The sequence below is a fragment of the Hymenobacter sp. UV11 genome (genome assembly GCF_004684095.1).
Taxonomy (GTDB): Bacteria; Bacteroidota; Bacteroidia; order Cytophagales; family Hymenobacteraceae; genus Hymenobacter.
This window is the reverse complement of the sequence record NZ_SRII01000006.1, coordinates 150,977-170,701: the sequence shown is the minus strand read 5'-3', so window position 1 is coordinate 170,701 and position 19,725 is coordinate 150,977. Positions and strand designations below refer to the sequence as shown.

The 19,725-nt window shown below is 61.0% G+C and carries 15 protein-coding genes; 8 read left to right on the top strand and 7 right to left on the bottom strand.

What is annotated here, in order from left to right:
- The first annotated feature begins 1,367 nt into the window (after positions 1-1,367).
- On the top strand, positions 1,368-1,760 hold the full coding sequence (locus tag E4631_RS12740) for a hypothetical protein (protein WP_135318608.1): 393 nt from the start codon (positions 1,368-1,370) through the stop codon (positions 1,758-1,760).
- Positions 1,761-1,838: 78 nt separating this feature from the next.
- Here the strand turns inward: E4631_RS12740 and E4631_RS12735 are convergent, their stop codons facing one another.
- The gene (locus E4631_RS12735; protein WP_166648018.1) at positions 1,839-4,619 is read right to left on the bottom strand and encodes a 4-alpha-glucanotransferase; all 2,781 of its coding nucleotides are present in this window, start codon (positions 4,617-4,619) and stop codon (positions 1,839-1,841) included.
- Between the two features lie 142 nt (positions 4,620-4,761).
- Between E4631_RS12735 and E4631_RS12730 the strand changes: the two genes are divergently transcribed.
- Positions 4,762-5,499: a hypothetical protein gene (locus E4631_RS12730; RefSeq protein WP_133656815.1), complete on the top strand. Its 738-nt coding sequence runs from the start codon at positions 4,762-4,764 to the stop codon at positions 5,497-5,499.
- Between the two features lie 108 nt (positions 5,500-5,607).
- Here the strand turns inward: E4631_RS12730 and E4631_RS12725 are convergent, their stop codons facing one another.
- Complete coding sequence (locus tag E4631_RS12725) at positions 5,608-6,918, bottom strand: amidohydrolase (RefSeq protein WP_133656816.1); 1,311 nt, start codon at positions 6,916-6,918, stop codon at positions 5,608-5,610.
- A 141-nt stretch (positions 6,919-7,059) separates the two neighbouring features.
- Here E4631_RS12725 and E4631_RS12720 point away from each other — a divergent pair, with 141 nt between their 5' ends.
- A complete protein-coding gene (locus tag E4631_RS12720) occupies positions 7,060-7,767 on the top strand; it encodes a phosphatase PAP2-related protein (protein ID WP_166648019.1) in 708 nt (235 codons plus the stop codon).
- Positions 7,768-7,850: 83 nt separating this feature from the next.
- Here E4631_RS12720 and E4631_RS12715 read toward each other — a convergent pair whose 3' ends face one another.
- Entirely contained in the window at positions 7,851-9,275 is a 1,425-nt protein-coding gene (locus E4631_RS12715; protein WP_133656818.1) for an MATE family efflux transporter, read from the bottom strand.
- 231 nt (positions 9,276-9,506) lie between these two features.
- On the opposite strand from E4631_RS12715, the gene E4631_RS12710 reads away from it, so the two are divergent.
- The 3 genes from E4631_RS12710 to E4631_RS12700 all read left to right on the top strand — a co-directional run bounded on the left by E4631_RS12710 (position 9,507) and on the right by E4631_RS12700 (position 12,598).
- On the top strand, positions 9,507-10,013 hold the full coding sequence (locus tag E4631_RS12710) for a pyridoxamine 5'-phosphate oxidase family protein (RefSeq protein ID WP_133656819.1): 507 nt from the start codon (positions 9,507-9,509) through the stop codon (positions 10,011-10,013).
- 270 nt (positions 10,014-10,283) lie between these two features.
- A complete protein-coding gene (locus E4631_RS12705; RefSeq protein WP_133656820.1) occupies positions 10,284-11,816 on the top strand; it encodes a carbon-nitrogen hydrolase family protein in 1,533 nt (510 codons plus the stop codon).
- Positions 11,817-11,866: 50 nt separating this feature from the next.
- Positions 11,867-12,598, top strand: coding sequence for an SDR family oxidoreductase (locus tag E4631_RS12700; protein ID WP_133656821.1), 732 nt, complete (start codon positions 11,867-11,869; stop codon positions 12,596-12,598).
- A gap of 81 nt (positions 12,599-12,679) precedes the next feature.
- Here the strand turns inward: E4631_RS12700 and E4631_RS12695 are convergent, their stop codons facing one another.
- Positions 12,680-13,438: a glucose 1-dehydrogenase gene (locus E4631_RS12695; RefSeq protein ID WP_133656822.1), complete on the bottom strand. Its 759-nt coding sequence runs from the start codon at positions 13,436-13,438 to the stop codon at positions 12,680-12,682.
- 183 nt (positions 13,439-13,621) lie between these two features.
- On the opposite strand from E4631_RS12695, the gene E4631_RS12690 reads away from it, so the two are divergent.
- Both E4631_RS12690 and E4631_RS12685 read left to right on the top strand, forming a co-directional pair.
- A complete protein-coding gene (locus E4631_RS12690) occupies positions 13,622-13,924 on the top strand; it encodes a helix-turn-helix domain-containing protein (protein ID WP_240734858.1) in 303 nt (100 codons plus the stop codon).
- 86 nt (positions 13,925-14,010) lie between these two features.
- Positions 14,011-15,795 carry a glycoside hydrolase family 15 protein gene (locus E4631_RS12685; RefSeq protein ID WP_133656824.1) on the top strand — a complete coding sequence of 595 codons (1,785 nt, stop codon included), beginning with the start codon at positions 14,011-14,013 and terminating at the stop codon, positions 15,793-15,795.
- Positions 15,796-15,905: 110 nt separating this feature from the next.
- Here the strand turns inward: E4631_RS12685 and E4631_RS12680 are convergent, their stop codons facing one another.
- The 3 genes from E4631_RS12680 to E4631_RS12670 all read right to left on the bottom strand — a co-directional run bounded on the left by E4631_RS12680 (position 15,906) and on the right by E4631_RS12670 (position 19,622).
- Positions 15,906-18,083, bottom strand: a complete 2,178-nt coding sequence (locus tag E4631_RS12680; protein ID WP_133656825.1) for a bifunctional alpha,alpha-trehalose-phosphate synthase (UDP-forming)/trehalose-phosphatase — start codon at positions 18,081-18,083, stop codon at positions 15,906-15,908.
- 102 nt (positions 18,084-18,185) lie between these two features.
- Positions 18,186-19,019, bottom strand: a complete 834-nt coding sequence (gene purU / locus E4631_RS12675; protein WP_174805448.1) for a formyltetrahydrofolate deformylase — start codon at positions 19,017-19,019, stop codon at positions 18,186-18,188.
- A gap of 69 nt (positions 19,020-19,088) precedes the next feature.
- The gene (locus E4631_RS12670; RefSeq protein WP_133656826.1) at positions 19,089-19,622 is read right to left on the bottom strand and encodes a TetR/AcrR family transcriptional regulator; all 534 of its coding nucleotides are present in this window, start codon (positions 19,620-19,622) and stop codon (positions 19,089-19,091) included.
- Positions 19,623-19,725: the final 103 nt, after the last annotated feature.

Below are 19,725 nucleotides of genomic sequence, written 5' to 3'. Positions count from 1 at the left end.
ATAGGTCGAGTTCCGCAGTAAAGCCAAAAGTGCCGTAAGCGCCACCTAATCCTGTAACGTGTATAACTGGATTTACTGTTGGCTGGCTAAAGACTATAGTTAGGTCGGCATAGCGATAACGTGCATTAGCTGGCACTGTAGCTGGTAGAGGCTGAACAGAGGTAAATAGTTCGACCGCGTTATTGACAGCTACATCAATACCACCGCTCACCCCGTTTGCTGAGGTATAGTTGGTATTGCTAGATGTACCAATGGCATTTACTGGTTGGAACAATCCACTAGCTGTCGATGCTGCGCCCGTAGTATTAATACGAGTGCCGAAGGCTACGCCAAACCCCGTGCTCATTTGGGTTGTAGGTAACGTGTATTGCTGATTAGTTAAGCTAAACGTCGCCGTGGTAGTCGGTGTAAACGCAGCAAACGTGTTGGCACTAGGGTTATCCGTGTTATTCTGGAGCGTGATAACCTGGCTGGCGACGGAGGGACCATTGCCGGTGGGATTTCCCGCGCCCACCGCGAACTCCAAGGTAGGATTTGTTTGCGCCAGGGCTGGCGTAAAACTCAGTAGTAAAAGCAAAACTGCCCATTGCCATATCCGGCGGGGACGGCTGGGGGCAGTTGAACGTGAGATATTACCGGTAAAACCATTATCTATAGCAAAATCTGGGGTCATTGTCTGCACCAGAGCCAGCTTACGCCAGCCGCCATACTTGGTTAGCCTCCTAGTCAGCGACTGAAGTGGCGCGCTGGGTTGATAACGTAATGTTGGTCTCATAAATAAAAAAAGTGAACTTAAAAAAGTGAGTAGAAAATTAATTTAGGAAAAAATGCAATATGTTATGCTTGAGATTAGTAGCAATAAAAGTAGTCTCTAGTTTTTGGAACTAAACTCTATTTCTTGGAACAAAACAAAAATACGTTTTGCACCAGCTTCTGGATTGCGATTTCGCCAAATAGTGTTTTTTTCTAGCCGAACGCTCTTTTTACGCCCTCAAAGGGGTTATAAAATTTCTAATTAATTAATATGATTACTATTTTTTCTGCTAAAAGCTCATTATTTGGTAATTATTTTTATTAATAAAATTCAAAATTAAAGTGTAAAATTTATGCGACTTTTTTTCAAATATTAGCAGATTAGCCATCTGCGCTAAATGATTAAAATTACTTTTTCAAAGAAAAAATTGAACATATTTTTGGTGAACCCATTATTTAAAAGTAAATTCAGTGCATGGTCAGCTAGCTTTTTGACCAACCTGCTACGAGTAGCTAATTGCTTGCTTCATTGAGTATATAGTTGAGAACGCAATAGGTTGGTTGGTGCTGGCTAGCAGCTATCCGGTTCCCATCACTCTTTCTTTTCCTCTTCTATGCAGCGTGTACATTTTTCTTTGCCTGCCAGCTTGCTAAGCGTATTCCTAGTAGCAGTTGGCTTGTCGGCCTCGGCTTCTGCCACGGCGGTTGTGCTGGCGCCGCCCACGGCGGCAGAGCATTTTGTGGCAGTCTGCCACACGCGCCTGGCCCTTACCGACGAGCAGCGCACTTCCTTGCGCACTTATCTGGAGCAGGAAATCAACTACATGGCGGTGCAGACGGCCAACCATTCGGCTACCGAAGTAGCCGAACTGATTCCGGCCGAGCGCGCGCAGCTGCAGCAAGTGGCAGGCAAGCTGCTGTCGACGGGGCAGCTACGGCAGTTTCGTGAGTTGGAGGCCACGCCCAAAATGCGCGCTTACCTGCGCCAGATGTCGCTGGGTGAATAGGCGCAAACAGGAAAAAACGATACAAAAAAGCCAGGCCGCCCTATTGGGGCGGCCTGGCTTTTTTGAGGGGGGTAGGGACTAGTAGGCTGGCCCGCGGCCGCTGGCCTCCACCAGTGCCCGAATGGGCTCGTTGAGCCCCACGGCGTCGTTTAGCTCTTCGAGGGGTAGGTGCAAGCGGTATTTCCAGAAGTGCTGGGGGTTGCTGGGCACGTTGATTTGCTCGTCGTGGGGGTTGGGGCGGCGTAGCTGGGTATCCATGCCCAGGAAGTCCTGGAGGGGGAAAATGGCCCACATGGCCGGCGAGTAGAGGTGCTGGCTGAGGACCTCGCGTACTACCCACGGCTCGCAGTAGTAAGGCGCCAGCTGGCGCCAATGGCCCAGGATGGTTTCGTAGTAGCGCTGGGTACGCACGTGGTCCTCTTCCCACCAGCCGCGCAGGGTGCTCATGTCGTGGCTGCCGGTAGTTACCACCGAGAGGTAGGGCGCATCGTTGGGGTGGCCAAACTCGGTGGCGGGGTTCGAGGGCATACGCTGGATATTCAAGCCCAGAATGCCGAGCTGGTGCATGACGCCGGGCACCGAGGCAGGCACCATGCCCAAGTCTTCACCGCAGATAAGCATATCGGTGGCGTAGCGCACGGCGGGCAGCTTAATGAGGCCCTGCTCACGCCAGAACTCGTCGTTGCGGCGAAAGAAAAAGTCCACGTAAATGTCGTCGTAGAGCCGGCGGCGGCTCTCATCGTCGGCCAATTCGGCAAAGCTGGCCGTCTTGTTCAGCGTGATGCGCGGGTGATAAAAATCGTTGCCGGCGGGCAGGAAAAGCACTTCATTCACGAAGTGATACAGGCCGGGCTGCACGCGCAGCAGGAACTCGCTGCGCTCGGGCTGAGCGGCAATCTGCGCGTCGGTATACGCTTCAAGCTGGCGCTGGCTGGCCACCGCCGGCTTGAGCTGAATGGCGCCGTACTGGTCGGCCACCATAAACTCGTCTAACACGGCCTGAGCTTCGTTGCCGAAAGTTTGCTCCAGCAAATGCCAGCGGATGTAGGGCTCGCACAGCCGGCCGTAGTCGAACCAGCCGAGGCGGCGCTGAATCTCGTCGCGGTGCAGGGGTAGGGCCGGCGAGAAGTGCCCCAGCAGGCCCTGTACCGAGTTTTCGGGCATCTCCCAAATGCGGAAGAAACCCAGAATATGGTCGATGCGCAGCGCGTCGAAGAAGCGGGCCAGGTGGCCCAGGCGCTCGCGCCACCACTGGTAGTTGTCCTGGGCCATGCGCTCCCAGTTGTAGGTGGGGAAGCGCCAGTTCTGGCCGGTGGTCGAGAAGTCGTCGGGCGGGGCGCCGGCCTGCTGGTCAAGGTGATACAGCTCGGGCTGGGTCCAGGCGTCCACCGAGTGGCGGTAGATGCCGATGGGCAGGTCGCCCTTGAGCACTACCCCCCGGCGGCGGCCGTAGTCCACGGCGGCGCGCAGCTGCTGGTCGAGGTGAAACTGGGTAAAGAAGTGCAGGCCAAACTCATCGAAGTCGGGCGCGCTTTCGGCCGTTAGCTGGTCCAGGTCGTGCGGGGTGCGGAACTCCTGGGGCCACTGGTGGTAGTCGGCGGTGCCGAAGCGCTCGCGCAGGGCCGAAAACGCCGCGTAGGGCACCAGCCAACCGGCCTGCTCGGCCCGGAATTTCTGAAACTCGGGGTCGGCCAGAAACTTCTTCTTCTCCTGCTTATACAAGAGCTTGAGAAACTTCCACTTGGCATTCATTACGGCTTCGTAGTCTACGAAGTCCTTGGCGTTCAGCTCGTTACGCAGCTTAGTTAGCTCGGCGCGGGCGGCTTTGTCCTTGAGCTCGGCAATGCCGTTGAGGTGCAGGTACTGCGGGTGCAGCGCAAACACCGAGATGGCGGCGTAGGGGTAAGAATCGACCCAGGTATGCGTGGCCGTGGTGTCGTTGATGGGCAGAATCTGCACCAAGTTGAGGCCCGTCTTTTCGGCCCAGTCGATGAGCAGCTTCAGGTCCGAAAACTCGCCCACGCCCAGGCCTTTCTCGCTGCGCAGCGAAAACACGGGCATGGCCACCCCGGCTCCGCGCCAGGGCTGGGCCGCGTAGCGGAAGCCCTCGTCGTGCAGCGCCGTGAGGGTACCGGGCGCGGCCGTGCCGGCGGGCAGCACCCGGTCGTCACCGATTTCGAGCTGCACCACCGCGTGCTGGGTGGGGTCCCAGAAGCCGTATTTGTAGCGCAGCTCCGCTTCGGGGCTTTGCAGGGCTAGCTCGGCCTGCCAGGTGGGGTAGGCGGCATCGGAGAGGATGAGCGGATTCGTGTTATCCCAGTTGCCCAGGGCGGGGTCCGAGCCCAGCACGCACAACTGGTGGTGCGAGTCTACTCGTGGGGCTTCCAGCTGAAAGCGCACAGTAGCCGATGCGGGCGCGGCTTTTTTGCTTTTGCTGGCCGCCTTCTTGGCCGGAGCGGGGGTAGCGCTGCCAGCGCCGGGCGCCTGGCCGGGCCGGCGAAACAGCGCCTTGGTAAACGCCGCCGTGAACAGCTCATTCTCGGCCTCGGCCGGGGCGCGCCAAAAGTCGCGCACATCCTGGTGGGTATAGACCGGGCTGGGGGGTAGGGCCAGGGTGCGGTTGTTGCCCCACTCCCACACCACGCCGCCGCCTTCAAATAGCAGCGCGTACTTGTACGAAATTTCGGGGCCAGCACTGGCGGGCACTTCTAGCTCGGCGCTCCAGCGAGTGGTGGCCTCGTCGTAGTGAAGGGGTAGGGCATCGGCCAGTTGCCAATTGCCCAGGGTGGGTAGGGAACCACATAGCACCAGGCGCTGGCCGTAGGTGGTGCGGTAGGGCAGGGAAAAACGGATAGTCATGAACGAAGCCAAAATACTGGCTGCAAGATACTGCCCCGGCCGCCGGACCGCCGCTAGGCCAACGGCGGGGCGGCATCCGCCGTATGCGCCAGCTAACTTGCCTCTCTTCCCGCGCTGGCCGCTGGCCACTATCTTTCCCCCCATGCGTTTTTTTCTGTTAAGTGCCTTACTAAGTGCTAACCTGGCTGCCGTAGCCGGGCCTCCCGGCTACCATGCGCCGCGCCGCTTCCTTACCCCCAGCAACCAGCCCTATCACCGCTTGCCAATGCGCTTGAACGCGGGTGTGAACCTGGCCTACTACAACGGCGACCTCACCAACCACTTAGCCGACAATAATTTTAAGGTGGGCCTCAACGTGGGCCTGGCCAAAACGCTGAGCCCACACCTCACCTTCGCGCTCGACCTGAGCTACCTGCACTTGGCCGCCAAGGACATCTACCCGCAGCGGGGCTATTCTTTCAATAGCGACAATGCGTTGCTCACCACGCTGTTGCGCTACAACTTGTTTGCGGATAAAAGTATGCTCATCGGCCCTGAGCACAAGGAGGTGCCGGTGCTGTTGTTTCTCAGTGCGGGGGTAGGCGGCATGCTGTTTAACCCTAGCGCGAGCCAGTATGGCTTTGCACTGTCGCCCGAAACAAAAGGTGGCTACCCCGGCCTGGCCGCCGTGCTACCCGTGGGCGGCGGCGTCACGCTGCGGGCCAGCAAGCGTCTGGCGTTCACGGCCGAAGCGCTTTACTACTTCACTACCACCGACCTGCTCGACGACGTAAAGCAGCGCGGTAACCCTAAGTCAAACGACGACTTTGCTACCCTCACTTTTAAGGTAGAGTACAGCCTGGGCAAAGGCAAGGGTAAGCTATTAATTCACAACGACTAAATAAAGTGTAGGGTAAGCTTTAGCTTGCCGTCTTAAGGTAGCTTTCAAGTCCTGACACAACAGGCCTGGTGCTCTACGACGGCAAGCTAAAGCTTACCCTACACGCGGTTATTTGCCCGTTAAATAGTCGGCTACCAGGGTAGCCAGCGTCTTCACGCCCAGCGGAAAAGCGCTTTCGTCTACCCGAAAGCCGGCGGTGTGGTGGTCGGCCACGGTGGCGGGATTGGCGCCGGGCGCCATGCCACCCAAAAAGAAAAACAGGCCCGGCACCTTTTCCTGGTAATAGGCATAGTCCTCAGCGCCGGTCACGGCTTTTATCTCGACCACGTTGGCCACGCCGGCCGTGCGCTGGAGGGTAGGCAGCATACGGGCCGTGAGGTCGGGGTCGTTGTAGGTGACGGGCACGTAGGGCTCAATGGTGACTTCGGCCGTGGCACCGTTGGCGGCGGCAATGCCGTTGGCCGTGCGCTTGATGGCCGCCCAAATCTGCTCCTGCGTTTTGGGGCTGAACGCCCGAATAGTGCCGCTGAGCGTGGCATCGGGCGGAATAACGTTGTAGCGCACGCCGGCCTGCACGGTGCCCACCGTCACCACGGCGGCGTCCTGAGTCAGGTCAATCTGGCGGCTCACGATGGTTTGCAGGCTGGTAATGATTTCGGCCAGCGTCACCACCGGGTCTACGCTAGCCCAGGGCTTGGCGCCGTGCGCGCCCCTACCCAGCACTTTCACCGTGAAGCGGTCGGAGCTGGCCATTTCGCCGCGCGGGCGGTAGGTGAGCTGGCCCACCGGCGTACCGGCCTCAATGTGCAGCCCAAAAATGGCGTCTACCTTGGGGTTGGTCAGCACGCCTTCCTGCACCATGAGCTTGGCCCCGCCCACCACGCCGGGCAGCGAGCCTTCTTCGGCGGGCTGAAAGATGAATTTAACCGTGCCGGGTAAGTCCTTTTTTACCTGGCTCAGCACCTCGGCCGCGCCCAGCAGCATGGCCACGTGGGTGTCGTGGCCGCAGGCGTGCATCACGCCCACGGGCTGGCCCAGGTAGGTGGTTTTTACGGTGCTGGCAAAAGCCAGGCCGGTGGTTTCAGTGAGGGGTAGGCCGTCCATATCGGCGCGCAGGGCCACTACGCGGCCGGGCTTGCCACCTTTCAGAATACCCACCACGCCGGTGCGGGCCACGCCGGTTTGCACCTCCAGGCCCAGGCTTTTGAGCTGGGCGGCGATGAGCTGCGCGGTGCGGGTTTCCTCGTTACCCAGCTCGGGGTGCTCGTGAATATCGCGCCGCCAAGCCACCACCTTGGCCTGCTCGGCGGCGGCCAGGGTAGCAATGCGGGCATTGAGGGCAGTGTTTTGGGCGTGGGCGGCGGGGGCGGCCAGGGCCAGCCCGAGGCCGGCCAGCAAAAGGGGGGTAGCGTGTTTCATGGCCCCCAAGGTACTGCCTCGCTCGGGGCACCCAGGCGTTTCATCCGCCTTTTTTAGCAGCTTCTTCTGCCCCAAGCAAGCTGCGTGGTTGGGCTTACTTTTGTTGAACCGGCTTGGTCTGGCTTTTGTGGTATGAGAGTTATGCGCGTATTATCTTATGAAGATGTTTCGCCGGTAGCCCCGGCCGACTGCCTGACCCCAATTGAAGCTTGGCGGCGGGGGTGGGCCCGGCCAGCGTTCCGCTACAGCTGGCTGTTGCTGCTGGGGCTGATGTTCGGGGTGCTGTTACCCTTTGTGCCGAACTTTTTTCTGGCTATTCAGGCGCGGCCCGGCTCCGCGCTGGCCGACCCGCTGCTGGCGCTGCTACCCCGCCACGACGTGGCTACGGCCGTATTTGTGCTCATGTACGGCAGTGCGGTAGTGGGGGTAGGCTGGCTCACGCGGCATCCCGACCTGTTTTTGCGGGGCATGTGGGCGCTGCTGCTGCTGCTGGCGCTGCGCATGGCTACCATCTGGCTGGTGCCCCTGGCGCCGCCGCTCGATATGCTGCCCATGCCGGACCCTTTCACGGCCAGAATGTTTCATACCGCTACGGCCACAGCCATTACGAAAGACCTGTTTTTTTCGGGGCATACGGCCACGGTAGCGCTGCTGGCAATGGCCGTGCGGGGCCGCTGGTGGCGGAGCGGTCTGGCCTTGGCCTCCGTGCTGGTGGGGGCGCTAGTACTGGTGCAGCGCGTGCATTATACGTACGACGTGCTGGCAGCCCCGCTGTTCACCTGGCTGGCCTACTGGGCCGGGGGACGCATTGCCCGGCTCGCCGCCGAGCAGCCTGAGCCCGCTGCCTAGTAATCAACACCAGTTAGCTGAAGGAAATTAAGAAGAACGGTGATGCTTCGTATGTTCCGCACGACTGTTCTGCTGCTGGCCGCCTAGCCGGCCGCGTCGGCTACCGGCGGCTCCTTGGCTACCTGGGGCGCCAGCGGGTCGGCCAGGTCTTGGCCGTGCCAGTTGCCCCGCCAGTACCAGAGCCCGGCCACGGTGGAGATGAGCACGTTGGCCACCACAAACGACCACCAGATGCCCCGGAAGCCCAGCGCCGTGTGCCGCGACAGGTACCACGCCACCGGAAACTGCACCACCCAGATGCCTGTGATAGTGAGCACCATCGCCGAGAGTGTATTCCCTACCCCCCTGAACGCGCCCGATACCGTTTGCTGCACGCCCGTGAAGCACAGGCTGAGCGAGGCAATGCGCACGAACTCCACCGCCTGCTCGCTCACCACCGGGTCGCCCTTCAGGAAAAAGCCCACCAGCGGCCTGGCCGCTAGCCAGATGAGGCCGCCCAGCACCAGCAGCGTGGTGAAGCTGACGCCCAGCGCGTAGTTGGCCGTGCGCAGAGCGCGGGGCAGGTTGCGGGCGCCCACGTTTTGGGCCACCAGCGTGGAGCACGCCAGCGAAATGCCCAGCGCCGGAATAATGGCCAGCGCGATAATGCGCGAGCCGATGCCGTACGTAGCCAGCACCTCCGTGCCGAAGCCGGCGGCCAGCGTAGTGAGCACCGACAGCCCCAGTGCCCGCGCCGACAAATCGACCGACGACGGCGCGCCCAGCCGGAAGATGCGCTTCATCAGGGCCCAGTCGGGCCGGTAGCCTTTGTAGCTGAGCTGAATGCCCGAGCGCCCGCGCAGCAACACCACCAGCCCGGCTATTACGCTGATTACCTGCGTGCAGAGCGTGGCTAGGGCCGTGCCCGCCACGCCCAGCTGCGGGATAGGGCCCCAGCCGTAGATAAAAAACGGGTCGAGTCCGAAGTTGAGCGCCAGCGTGGCTAGGTTGATGTAAAGGGGAATCTTGACCTCGCCTACCCCCCGCATGAGGGCCTGAAACATGAGGAAGCCAAAATTGAACGTGAGCCCCCAGAACAGCACCTGCTGAAACTGGTTGGCCTGCTCAAAAATGTCGGGCCCCGCGCCCATCAGGTGCAGGATGTAGGGCGAGGCTAGGTGCGCGCCCACCGTGAGCAGTGCCGCCAGCCCGATTTCGAGCACCAGCGCCTGGGCGGCCACATGGTTGACCATCTTGGGGTGGTTCGCCCCGAAGTTTTGGGCCACCAGCACCGAGCCGGCCACCGAAAAGCCCGACCCCAGCGCAATGAGCAGAAAATTGACCGGGAAGCTCACGGCCACCGCCGCCACGGCCTTTGCGCCCAGCTTGCCCACCCAAAAGGCATCGACCAGCTGGTAGCCGGTTTGCAAAACGTTGCCAAAAACAATGGGCCAGGCCAGCCGCAGCAGCGATTGCAGGATGGGGCCTTGGGTGAGATTGGGGCGGGCGCGGGCGGCAGTTGGATGCATAGAAGGCACTACTACGGACGCCGGGGCTCCTGGGCTGCCACGCGCTTTGGCCCGCCCCAAACCAGGGGGGTAGCCTAACTGCCAGAGCACTATTGCCTGAATGAATGCTTACGGCTTAGTTTATAAAAAATACTTGTGTAAAATTCTGTCATTCAAGCTATAAGGGTGAAACATTGGCTGGCCGCCTACCCGTATAGCCAGGCGTTATCCACTCTATATTTTCCTTTTCCCATGGCTGAGCAAGTTGCGGTTACCCATGATGTGATTAAGCTTCTCGATAAAATCAAGGAAGTGAAATACGCCACCCTTACTACCCTCGACGCGCAGGGCCGCCTGCACGGCCGGCCCATGTACACCTGCGAGCCGGGCAATGAAGGCGCCCTGTGGTTCTTCACGGAGAAGGACGCGCAGAAAATCAGCGAAATCAAGGCCAATAACCAAGTTGGCCTCGGTTACTCAGACCCCGACGCGGCTACCTACGTCACCATCGCCGGCACGGCCACGGTGGTCGAAGAGAAGGAGAAAATCAAGGAGCTGTGGCGCGAGGATTTTCGCGGCTTCTTCCCCAAGGGTACCGACGACCCCAACATCGCCCTGCTGCGCGTCGATATCGAAAACGGCGAGTACTGGGACGCGCCCAGCAACCTTTTCGTGCGCGCCTTCGCCTACGCCAAGGCTATCACCACCGGCCAAAAGCATCAGCCTACCCCCGACGAGCAGGCCAAAGTGCAGGCGTAAGCGCAGCCCATTGCTACTGCCCACAGAGAAGCCGCTATCCCGCTGGGGTAGCGGCTTCTCTGTGGGCAGTAGTGCGCCAGGGCGTGGACGCGCCGCGCTGGCAGCAGCGGTGTGGCCTTGGACCAAAAACCGCGCGGAGTGCGCGAAAACTCGGCGGCGGCGGCCGTTTTCGCGTAAGCTAACCCTACTACTTAGCGGGACGGGTGGCGTAGGTAACCCTTGGTGCCACCTAGTTCCCCGCACTCATTTAGCTATACCGCGTCAGATTTTATGAATGAAATTATTGAGATAAGACATTTGCAGGAAAACGATTACGAATCTATTAAGGAGGCTATGCTGCAAGCCTACCCGCGCATGGCTAGCTACTGGCGGCGCGAGCAGCTAGCCAAGCTGGTCGCCATTTTTCCCGAAGGCCAGTTTGTGGTGACGGTGAATGGCACGGTGGTAGCCGCCGCGCTGGCCCTCATCATCGACCACGGGAAGCTGGCCGAGGAGCACACGTTTCAGCAGGTAACCGGCGATTATACTTTTAGTACCCACGACCCGGCGGGCGACACGCTCTACGGCATCGAAGTGTTTGTGGTGCCGGCCATGCGCGGGCGACGGCTGGCGCGTCGCCTCTACGACGCCCGCAAGGAGCTGTGCGAGCGCCTGAACCTGCGCGCCATTGCCTTTGGGGCGCGCATTGCGGGCTACCACGAGCACCAGGACACGCTCTCGCCCAAAGAGTACGTGCGTAAGGTGAAGGACCGCGAGATAGTAGACCCGGCCCTCAACTTTCAGCTGGCCAACGACTTTCACCCGGTGCGGGTGCTGCGCGGCTACTTGCCCGGCGACGAGGCCAGCGGCGACTACGCTCTGCTGATGGAGTGGGACAACATGCTCTACGACACGCGCCCGGCACCGGCCGTGGCTCAGAAAACGCAGGTGCGCCTGGGCCTGGTGCAGTGGCAGATGCGCCTCTACGACGGCCTCGAAGACCTGTTTCAGCAGGTCGAGTACTTCGTGGATGCGCTGGCTGCCTACCGCGCCGACTTTGCGCTGTTTCCTGAGCTGTTTCATGGCCCGCTAATGGCCGAAACGAATGAGCTGTCGGAAATCGACGCTATTCGTAAGCTCAGCCAGTTTTCGGACGAGATTTTGGCCCGCTTTACCAAGCTGGCGGTGCAGTACCACATCAACATCATTACCGGCTCGATGCCCGTGGTGGGCGACGATGGCCAGCTGCTGAACGTGGGCTACCTCTGCCGCCGCAACGGCTCGGTGGAGCGCTACGAGAAAATTCACGTGACGCCCAACGAGGCCAAGTACTGGGCCCTGCGCGGCGGCACGCGCCTGCAAACCTTTGATACCGACTGCGGGCCCATCGGGGTGCTCATCTGCTACGACTCGGAGTTTCCGGAGCTGGCCCGCCTGCTGGCCGACCAGGGCATGAATATCCTGTTTATCCCCTTCCTGACCGATACCCAGACCGCCTACTCGCGGGTGCGGCACTGCGCCCAGGCCCGCGCCATCGAGAACGAGTGCTACGTGGCCATGGCCGGCTCGGTGGGCAACCTGCCCAGGGTCAAGAACATGGACATTCAGTATGCCCAAAGCGCCGTGCTCACGCCCTGCGACTTTGCCTTCCCCAATACCGGCGTGAAAAGCGAGGCGACCCCCAACACCGAGATGATACTCGTGACCGACGTGGACCTGACCATCCTGGACCGCCTGCGCCACAGCGGCAGCGTGCAGAACCTGCGCAACCGCCGCCATGACGTGTACCAGCTCTCGGCCGCCGAGCTTATGCCCAAGCATTAGAGCAGCTTACCTATTCCTTTTTTACTTCACCACACTTCCTACCCCCCCACATGGCAGGTAAACTCACGGGCAAAGTAGCCCTTATCACCGGCGCGAGCGCTGGTATTGGCGCGGCCTGCGCCCGCGCACTGGCCGCCGAAGGCGCCCAGCTTATTCTCACTGCCCGCCGCGAAGAGCGCCTCACCGAGCTGGCCGATGAGCTGGCTGCCCACGCGCCCCGGCCCATTATCGTGCTCGGCGACGCCCGCGACGAAGACACCGCCCGCCGCGCCGTGCAGGCCGCCCTCGACGGTCCCGGCCGCCTCGACATCCTGCTCAACAACGCGGGCACCGGCAACTACAAAAACCTGGTGGACACCAGCGCCGACGAGTACGACGACCTGATGGACACCAACATGCGCTCGACGTTCCTGTTCACGCGCCACGCCGTGCCGGTACTCATCGCGCAGAAATCGGGCACCATTCTCATGCTCTCCTCGATGGCCGGCGTGTATGGCTTCGCGGGCGAGGCGGTGTACTGCGCCACCAAGTTTGCCCAGGTCGGCTTTGCCCAGGCCCTGGATAAGGAGCTGCGGCCGCACGGCATCAAGGTGGGCGCCATTTGCCCTGGTGGCGTCAAAACCGAGTTTGCCCTAGGTCGGGGCCGTACCGAGCAAAGCGTAGCTGATTCTGATATGCTGGAGCCCGAAGATGTGGCCAGCGCCGTGCTGCTGGCCTGCACGCAGGCGCCCGGCTCGCGCATCATCGAAATTCAGATGCGGACGATGGCCGAGGGGCTTTAGTAGCCATTCAGCCAAAAAGGAGGGGGTAGGGACTGACACTTGCTGCCGGTCCCTACCCCCTCCTTTTTAGCTGAATGGTTCTTATACCTGCGCCATGCCGCCGTCTACGAATAGCTCGGCACCCGTCACGTAGCTGCTGTCATTAGAAGCCAGGAACACCACGGCTTTGGCAATTTCGTCGGCCTCGCCGAGGCGGCCCAGTGGTACGCCTCTCACCATCTGCGCTTTAAATTGAGCGGCTTGCTCGGGCGTGCCGGCCAGGCTATTCAGGCCGGGCGTTTCGATGGGGCCAGGGCTGATGGCGTTCACCCGAATTTTGCGGGCCTTGAGGTCGGAAGTCCAGGTGCGGGCCAGCGAGCGGATAGCCGCTTTGGTAGCGCTGTAGATGCTGTCGCCGCCGAAGCCTTTCGAGCCCACAATGGACGACATCACGATGATGGCCGCGCCATTGGGCAGCAGCGGCAGCGCCTTTTGCACCGTGAAGACGATACCCTTCACGTTGATGTCGAACTGCCGGTCGTAGTGGTCCTCCGTTATGGCATCGACCGGTAGAAACTCGGCGATGCCGGCATTGGCAAATACCACGTCGAGGCGGCCTTTCTGCTCCTTGATAGTGGCCATAACCCGGTCGAGGTCGGCCAGGCTACTCACGTCGCCCTGCACGCCGAATGCCTGATTGCCAAGCTGCTGCACGGCGGCATCAAGCTCGGCCTGGCGCCGCCCGGTGATGAACACATACGCGCCTTCGGCCACGAAGCGTTGGGCCGTGGCCAGGCCAATGCCGGCGGTGCCACCCGTGATGAGCGCTATCTTACCCGTTAATTTCTGAGAAGTTGCCATGCGTAAAAAAAGGGAAAATGGGTTGGTTTCGGCAAGGAACCAACGATAGTTACCCTTGGTTACTAATGGCGCGCTAATTGCCGCACAAACTGGTTACCCAGCCGTAACTATCGGCCCTACCCCCTCATTTGCTACCCAAGCCGCCCCATGAAAGATGCTGCCTTCTGCGCTTCCTCCTGCTCTATGACCCGCACGATGGGCGTGCTCGGCGGCAAGTGGAAGCTCATTCTTATCTCGCACCTGGGGCTGCGCCGCGTGCGTTTCGGGCAGCTGGCCCAGCGCGTGCCGCTCATTTCGCGCAAGGTGCTCACTGAGCAGCTAAAGGAACTGGAAGACGATGGCGTGGTGCGCCGCGAAGCCTTCGCTGAGCTGCCGCCCCGCGTCGAGTACTCGCTCACGGAGCGCGGGCTGGCGTTGCTGCCCATCTTGGACCAGCTTAGCCAGTGGCACTGCAACGCTGAGCCTACGCCTGAGCCGGCGGCCTAGCGCCGATACAGCCGCGAGCATAACCCCAACCACTGGAATGGGGTACACTGAAGAACAACTGCCCGGCCCCCGCCGGAGACTTTCTTATGATTAAACACACCTATGACATGGGCGTGGTTGGCAACTGCGCCTTCCTGGCCCTCATCGGCACCGACACGGCCGTGCGCTGGCTCTGCTGGCCCCGCTTCGACAGCAGCTTCGTCTTTGGCTCTTTGCTCGACGAGCAGAAGGGCGGCGAGTTCAGTCTGCGCCCGGCGGGCGAGTTCACCACCACCCGGCAGTACTACGCGCAGAACACCAACGTGCTCTGCACCGAAATCGAAACGGCCGGCGGCTCTTACCGCGTTACCGACTTCGCGCCGCGCTTCCTGCAATATGAGCGCTACTACAAGCCCCTGATGTTCATTCGCAAGATTGAGCCGCTGGTGGGCTCGCCGCGCGTGCGGGTGGTGTGCCGGCCGGTGGGCGAGTACGGCGAGCTGGAGCTGACGCGCCGCCGCAGCTCCAACCACATTGCTTTTCTGGGGATGGCCGAGGAAATTCGCCTCACTACCAACATCCCGCTCACCTACGTGCTCGATGAGGAAGACTTCGTGCTGAACGAGACGAAGTACCTGGTGCTCACCTACGGCGCGCCGCTCGAAGCGGCCCTCGAAAGCACCGCCGAGCGCTTCCTCACCAGCACGCTGGCCTACTGGCGCAACTGGGTAAAGAGCACCAGCATCGGCAACTTTCACCAGGAGCAGGTTATTCGCTCGGCACTGGCCCTCAAGATTCACCAGTACGAAGACACCGGCGCTATTATCGCGGCCAGCACCACCAGCCTGCCCGAAGCCCCCGGCAGCACCCGCAACTGGGACTACCGCTTCTGCTGGATGCGCGACACGTACTACATCCTCACGGCTTTCAACAACATCGGCCACTTCGAGGAAATGGAGCGGTACTTCCACTTCATCGCCAACATTTCGACCAAGGTGAAGGATAAATACCAGCCGCTCTACGGCATCGGGGGCCAAACTGAGCTGACGGAGCGCGAGCTGCCGCTGGCCGGCTACCTCGGCAACCAGCCGGTGCGTGTAGGCAACGATGCCTACACGCACATTCAGAACGACGTGTATGGCCAAGTGCTGGTGGCGCTGCTGCCGCTTTATGTCGACTGCCGCTTTCAGGACCCCGACCGTACGGCCCCGCTCTCGCTGGTGGAGGAGGCGCTGCACCTCATCGAAACCACCATGGACCAGCCCGACGCCGGCCTCTGGGAGTTTCGGCACATTGCCCAGAAGCACTGCTACACCTACCTCTTCCATTGGGCCGGCAGCCACGCCGCCCTGCGCGTGGCCCACAGCCTCGGCGATACCAAACTGGCCGACAAGGCCACCCGGCTATTGCACCAGGCTGAAGCACGCATCGAAGAATGCTTCGAGCCCAAGCGCGGCGTGTACACCAACGCCATCGGCTCGCCGCACCTCGACGCCAGCACCATCCAACTCATCACTATGGGCTACCTCGACCCCAGCTCGGAAAAGGCCAAGCACCACCTCGCTGAGCTGGAAAAGGAGCTGATGACGCCCGAAGGCCTCTTCTACCGCTACCGCCACCCCGACGACTTCGGCACGCCCGAAACCACGTTCCTCATCTGCTCCTTCTGGTACGTAGAGGCGCTGGCCTGCGTAGGCCGCCTGCCCGAGGCCATCACCGAGTTCGAAAAACTCATGACCTACACCAACCACCTCGGCCTGCTGGCCGAAGACGTGGACGCCAAAACCGGTTCGCAGTGGGGCAACTTCCCGCAGGCCTACAGCCACGTGGGCATGGTGAACGCGGCCTACCGCATCGCCAAGAAGCTCGATAAGCCCAACTTCGTAGGGTAGGGTTTTCACCGCGAAAGGCGCGGAGGGATACGCGAAAGAGCGCGGAAGCAAAGTAAACTTCCGCGCTCTTTCGCGTATCCCTCCGCGCCTTTCGCGGTGAAATTACTTAGTTACGCTAACAGTTGCCGTAGCAGCTGCCGCACCTCGGGCGGGCCGGCGATGTGGAAGCGGGCCAGCGAGCGGGCATCGGTGCCCACGCGCACCGAGTACGCCTCGGGGGGTAGGGCCCGGAAGGTATCCTCGTCGGTGCGGTCGTCGCCGAGGGCCAGCACAAATTCGGCCGGGTACTTGGCCAGCCAGCGGGCGGCAGCGTTGCCTTTGTTGATGCCCGCTGCCTTGATTTCGAGCACCTTATTGCCTTCCATCACTTGGAGCTCGGTGTTGGCAGTCATAAACGAGAGGTGGCTGAGCAGCTCGCGGGCGCGCACCTCACCTAGCTCGGCGTCAGCGCGGCGGTAGTGCCACACCAGCGAGTAGTCCTTCTCCTCGATAAACGAGCCGGCGGTGCGGGCCACGTACAGCTCCAGCACCGGGCGCAGCTCGCGCATCCAGTCGTTGCGCAACTGCTGAAACAGCTGCCACTCCTCGCCGGCCGGGCGCAGCCACACGCCGTGCTCGGCAATAAAATCGACGGGCAAATGCCCCAGCCACTTCTCCAGCGTGTGCCGGTCGCGCCCGCTGATGATGACCACCCGCGTGCGGGGCAGGTCGGTGAGGGCGCGCAGCAGCAGGCGCAGCTCCTGGTCGGGCTCCACCCGCTTGGGGTCGGCCTGGAAGGCCATGAGCGTGCCATCGTAGTCGAGCAGCAGGAGGCGCTCCTCGGCGGTGTGGTAGGCGGCCAGCAGCTGCTTGGTAGCCTCTTCGGTTAGCATTTCAGTAGCAAGAGTATGTTGCTTCATCTTGGTGTAAGCCAGCTGGTTGAGGAAAAGCTTGGTCCAGGAAAATACATTATAGCGCTTCACCAGGGCCTGCATGGCCGCCATGCGCACTATCTGCTCCTCCTTGGGCATCACCAGGGCGTCGTGCATGGCCTCGGCCAGCTGGCCCATGTCGGTGGGGTTGATGATAATGGCATCCGATAGCTCGCGGGCGGCGCCGGCCCGCTCACTCAGGATAAGAACTCCCTGCTGGTCGAGGCGGCTGGCCACGTACTCCTTGGCTACCAGGTTCATACCGTCGCGCATGGGCGTCACCAGCGCTACTTCCGCAATGCGGAACAAGGCCGCCAGCTCTTCGAGGGGTAGGGAGCGGTAGAAATACAGAATGGGGTTCCAGTCGATGGTGCGGTACTGCGAATTGATGCGGCCCGTGAGCTCGTCAATCTCTTCCTTGAGCGAGGCGTACTGCGGCACTTGGTCGCGCGAGGGCACCACCAGCATTATCAGGCTCACCTGCCCGCGCCACTCGGGGTAGCGCTGCAAAAGCAGGTCAAACGCCCGCAGCCGCTGCGCAATGCCCTTGGTGTAGTCGAGCCGGTCGATGGAGAGGATAACGCGCGTGTCGCGCAGCGCCTCGCGGTAGCGCGCCTCGTGGCCCTTTGCCTCATCAGAGGCCGCCGCCGCCGCGTAGCGCTCGTAGTCGATACCCATCGGAAAAGCATCAACGCGCACCGAGCGGTTGCCGTTCTCAATGCGGCCATTCTGGGCGGGTAGGCCCAGCGCGTGCGCCACCGAGCTCAGGAAGTGCCGCATGTAGCCAAAGGTGTGGAAGCCAATGAGGTCGGCACCCAGCATACCGCGCAGCAGCTCGTTGCGCCAGGGCAGCACCCGCATCAGCTCATGCGAGGGGAACGGGATGTGCAAAAAGAAGCCAATCGACGCCTCGGGCCGCGCCGCGCGCAGCAGGGCCGGCAGCAGCAGCAGCTGATAGTCCTGCACCCAAATGGTATCGTCGGGGCCAGCCTGAGCCAGCACGGCGGCGCAAAATTTCTCGTTTACGGCCACATATGCTTCCCAGTGCGCCTGCTCATAGGTAGCAAACTCGCTGAAATAGTGAAAGGTAGGCCACAGGGTAGAGTTGCTGAAACCCTCGTAGAAATCCCGGATTTCGGCCTCCGTCAGGAACACCGGGGCCATATTATCAGCCCGTATCTTTTGCCTGATGTAATCTTCCTCTGCCTCGTCTTCCACAAACAGTCCTGGCCAGCCAATCCACACGTTATCGCCCTGCTTATAAATGGAGCCGAGGCCAGTGGCGAGCCCGCCTTCGCTGGGCTGAAAAGTGAGGCCTTCGTCGGTGCGGAGAACTTTAGTGGGTAGGCGGTTGGAGACTATTAACGTACGGGGCATAAGCCAAATCAGGGATGGTAAACCATTGAAGTTACGAATAAAATTACCAAAACGCCATTTTCAGGGCAATTTTCTGGCCTGTCCGGCTGGCCTACCCCCGGCTTAGTCGAAGATGATGGTCTTATTGCGGTGCACGAATACCTGCTCATCCAGCACCAGCCCGAGGGCGCGGGCCAGCACCAGCTTTTCTACGTCGCGGCCGGCCTGGGCCATTTCGCGGGCGCTGCGGGTGTGGTCAATCGGCATCACGCTCTGCGCAATAATCGGCCCCTGGTCCAGCTGCTCGTTCACGAAGTGCGCCGTGGCCCCAATTATCTTCACGCCCCGCTCAAACGCCTGCGCATACGGGCTGGCCCCTACAAAAGCCGGCAAAAACGAGTGGTGGATATTGATGAGCCGGTTGGCATACGGCGCCACAAACTCGGGCGATAGAATGCGCATGTACTTGGCCAGCACCACCAAGTCGGGGGCGTAGCCGGCCAGCACGCCTAGCACCTCGGCCTCGTGCGCGGCGCGGCTGCGGCCCTCGTGCGGCAGGTAGTGAAAGGGAATCCCAAACTTGCCCGTTAGCTCGCCCAGCACCTCGTGGTTGCTGATAACGGCCCGAATGGTGGCATTCAACTCGCCAAAGGCGTGGCGCACCAGCAGCTCGCTCAGGCAGTGGTGCTCTTTGGTCACGAGCAGCACAATATCCTTGCAGCGATTGCCGGTCAGCCTGATGTCGGCCGAGGGGGGTAGGGCCGCCCGCAGCGCCGCCAGCAGCGTAGCCGCTTCAAAGGCGCCCGCAAACTCGGTGCGCATGAAAAACACACTCTCCTCGCGGGCCACAAACTCGCTGTTGCGCACAATGTTGAGGCCCTGCGCGTAGAGCACGCCCGTTACCTTGTAGATAAGCCCGCGCTCGTCGGGGCACTGAATCAGCAGCCAGTGTGCCATGGCAAAAGCCGCCCGGCAAGCCGGGCCAGTAGGTGAATGAGCCGGCAATATGCAGCCGCCTACCCCTCGCTAGCGCTGCGGCTCGTACTTACGCTTGATAAAATCGAGCATTTCGCGCACGTGCTCATCCGTTTTGTTGGCCTCAATCTTCCACAGCGCCTCAATGAGCAGCAGCAGCAGGCGCGTTTCCTTGTCGGGCTCGGGGTAGCCGAGCTGCTCAAAAGCCGCCTGCAGCCGCGTGGGCACGGGCCGCATAAAGCGCTCGTGCTGCTGCTGGGCCGTGTCGTTATCGGCCAGGCGGTATTGGAGCTTCCAGAAGGCGGGCTCCTCCAGCACCAGCTTATAAGGCAGGTCGATGACGCTGTGAATAAACGTGAGCGGGTCAGTCTCGGTCAAACCTCCGCGGTTGTGCTCGATAATGCGCTGATAACCGCTCTTAACTACGAAATCAAGCAGCTGGTCCTTTGAGCCGAAATGCTTGAAAATAAGGGCTTCCGAAACGCCGGCAGCCTTGGCAATCTGTTGGGTGGAAGTGTTCTCAAATCCTTTATCCCCAAAGAGTTGCAGCGCCACATCGGCAATGTGTTGGCGGCGGGTAATCATACGTGGAGCAAAGGGGGGTAGGGCCGGCCGGCTGGCCGCCGCAGGCACTAGATGAGGTACAAAGTTCGGGCAGAAATGCCCACCAGCCTCGTTCTAGGCAGTT

Excerpts from the sequence above, each read along its gene's own strand:
- E4631_RS12740 (WP_135318608.1), top strand. The coding sequence starts at position 1,368 with ATGCAGCGTGTACATTTTTCTTTGCCTGCCAGCTTGCTAAGCGTATTC.
- E4631_RS12735 (WP_166648018.1), bottom strand. The coding sequence starts at position 4,619 with ATGACTATCCGTTTTTCCCTGCCCTACCGCACCACCTACGGCCAGCGC.
- E4631_RS12730 (WP_133656815.1), top strand. The coding sequence starts at position 4,762 with ATGCGTTTTTTTCTGTTAAGTGCCTTACTAAGTGCTAACCTGGCTGCC.
- E4631_RS12725 (WP_133656816.1), bottom strand. The coding sequence starts at position 6,918 with ATGAAACACGCTACCCCCCTTTTGCTGGCCGGCCTCGGGCTGGCCCTG.
- E4631_RS12720 (WP_166648019.1), top strand. The coding sequence starts at position 7,060 with ATGCGCGTATTATCTTATGAAGATGTTTCGCCGGTAGCCCCGGCCGAC.
- E4631_RS12715 (WP_133656818.1), bottom strand. The coding sequence starts at position 9,275 with ATGCATCCAACTGCCGCCCGCGCCCGCCCCAATCTCACCCAAGGCCCC.
- E4631_RS12710 (WP_133656819.1), top strand. The coding sequence starts at position 9,507 with ATGGCTGAGCAAGTTGCGGTTACCCATGATGTGATTAAGCTTCTCGAT.
- E4631_RS12705 (WP_133656820.1), top strand. The coding sequence starts at position 10,284 with ATGAATGAAATTATTGAGATAAGACATTTGCAGGAAAACGATTACGAA.
- E4631_RS12700 (WP_133656821.1), top strand. The coding sequence starts at position 11,867 with ATGGCAGGTAAACTCACGGGCAAAGTAGCCCTTATCACCGGCGCGAGC.
- E4631_RS12695 (WP_133656822.1), bottom strand. The coding sequence starts at position 13,438 with ATGGCAACTTCTCAGAAATTAACGGGTAAGATAGCGCTCATCACGGGT.
- E4631_RS12690 (WP_240734858.1), top strand. The coding sequence starts at position 13,622 with ATGACCCGCACGATGGGCGTGCTCGGCGGCAAGTGGAAGCTCATTCTT.
- E4631_RS12685 (WP_133656824.1), top strand. The coding sequence starts at position 14,011 with ATGATTAAACACACCTATGACATGGGCGTGGTTGGCAACTGCGCCTTC.
- E4631_RS12680 (WP_133656825.1), bottom strand. The coding sequence starts at position 18,083 with ATGCCCCGTACGTTAATAGTCTCCAACCGCCTACCCACTAAAGTTCTC.
- purU (WP_174805448.1), bottom strand. The coding sequence starts at position 19,019 with ATGGCACACTGGCTGCTGATTCAGTGCCCCGACGAGCGCGGGCTTATC.
- E4631_RS12670 (WP_133656826.1), bottom strand. The coding sequence starts at position 19,622 with ATGATTACCCGCCGCCAACACATTGCCGATGTGGCGCTGCAACTCTTT.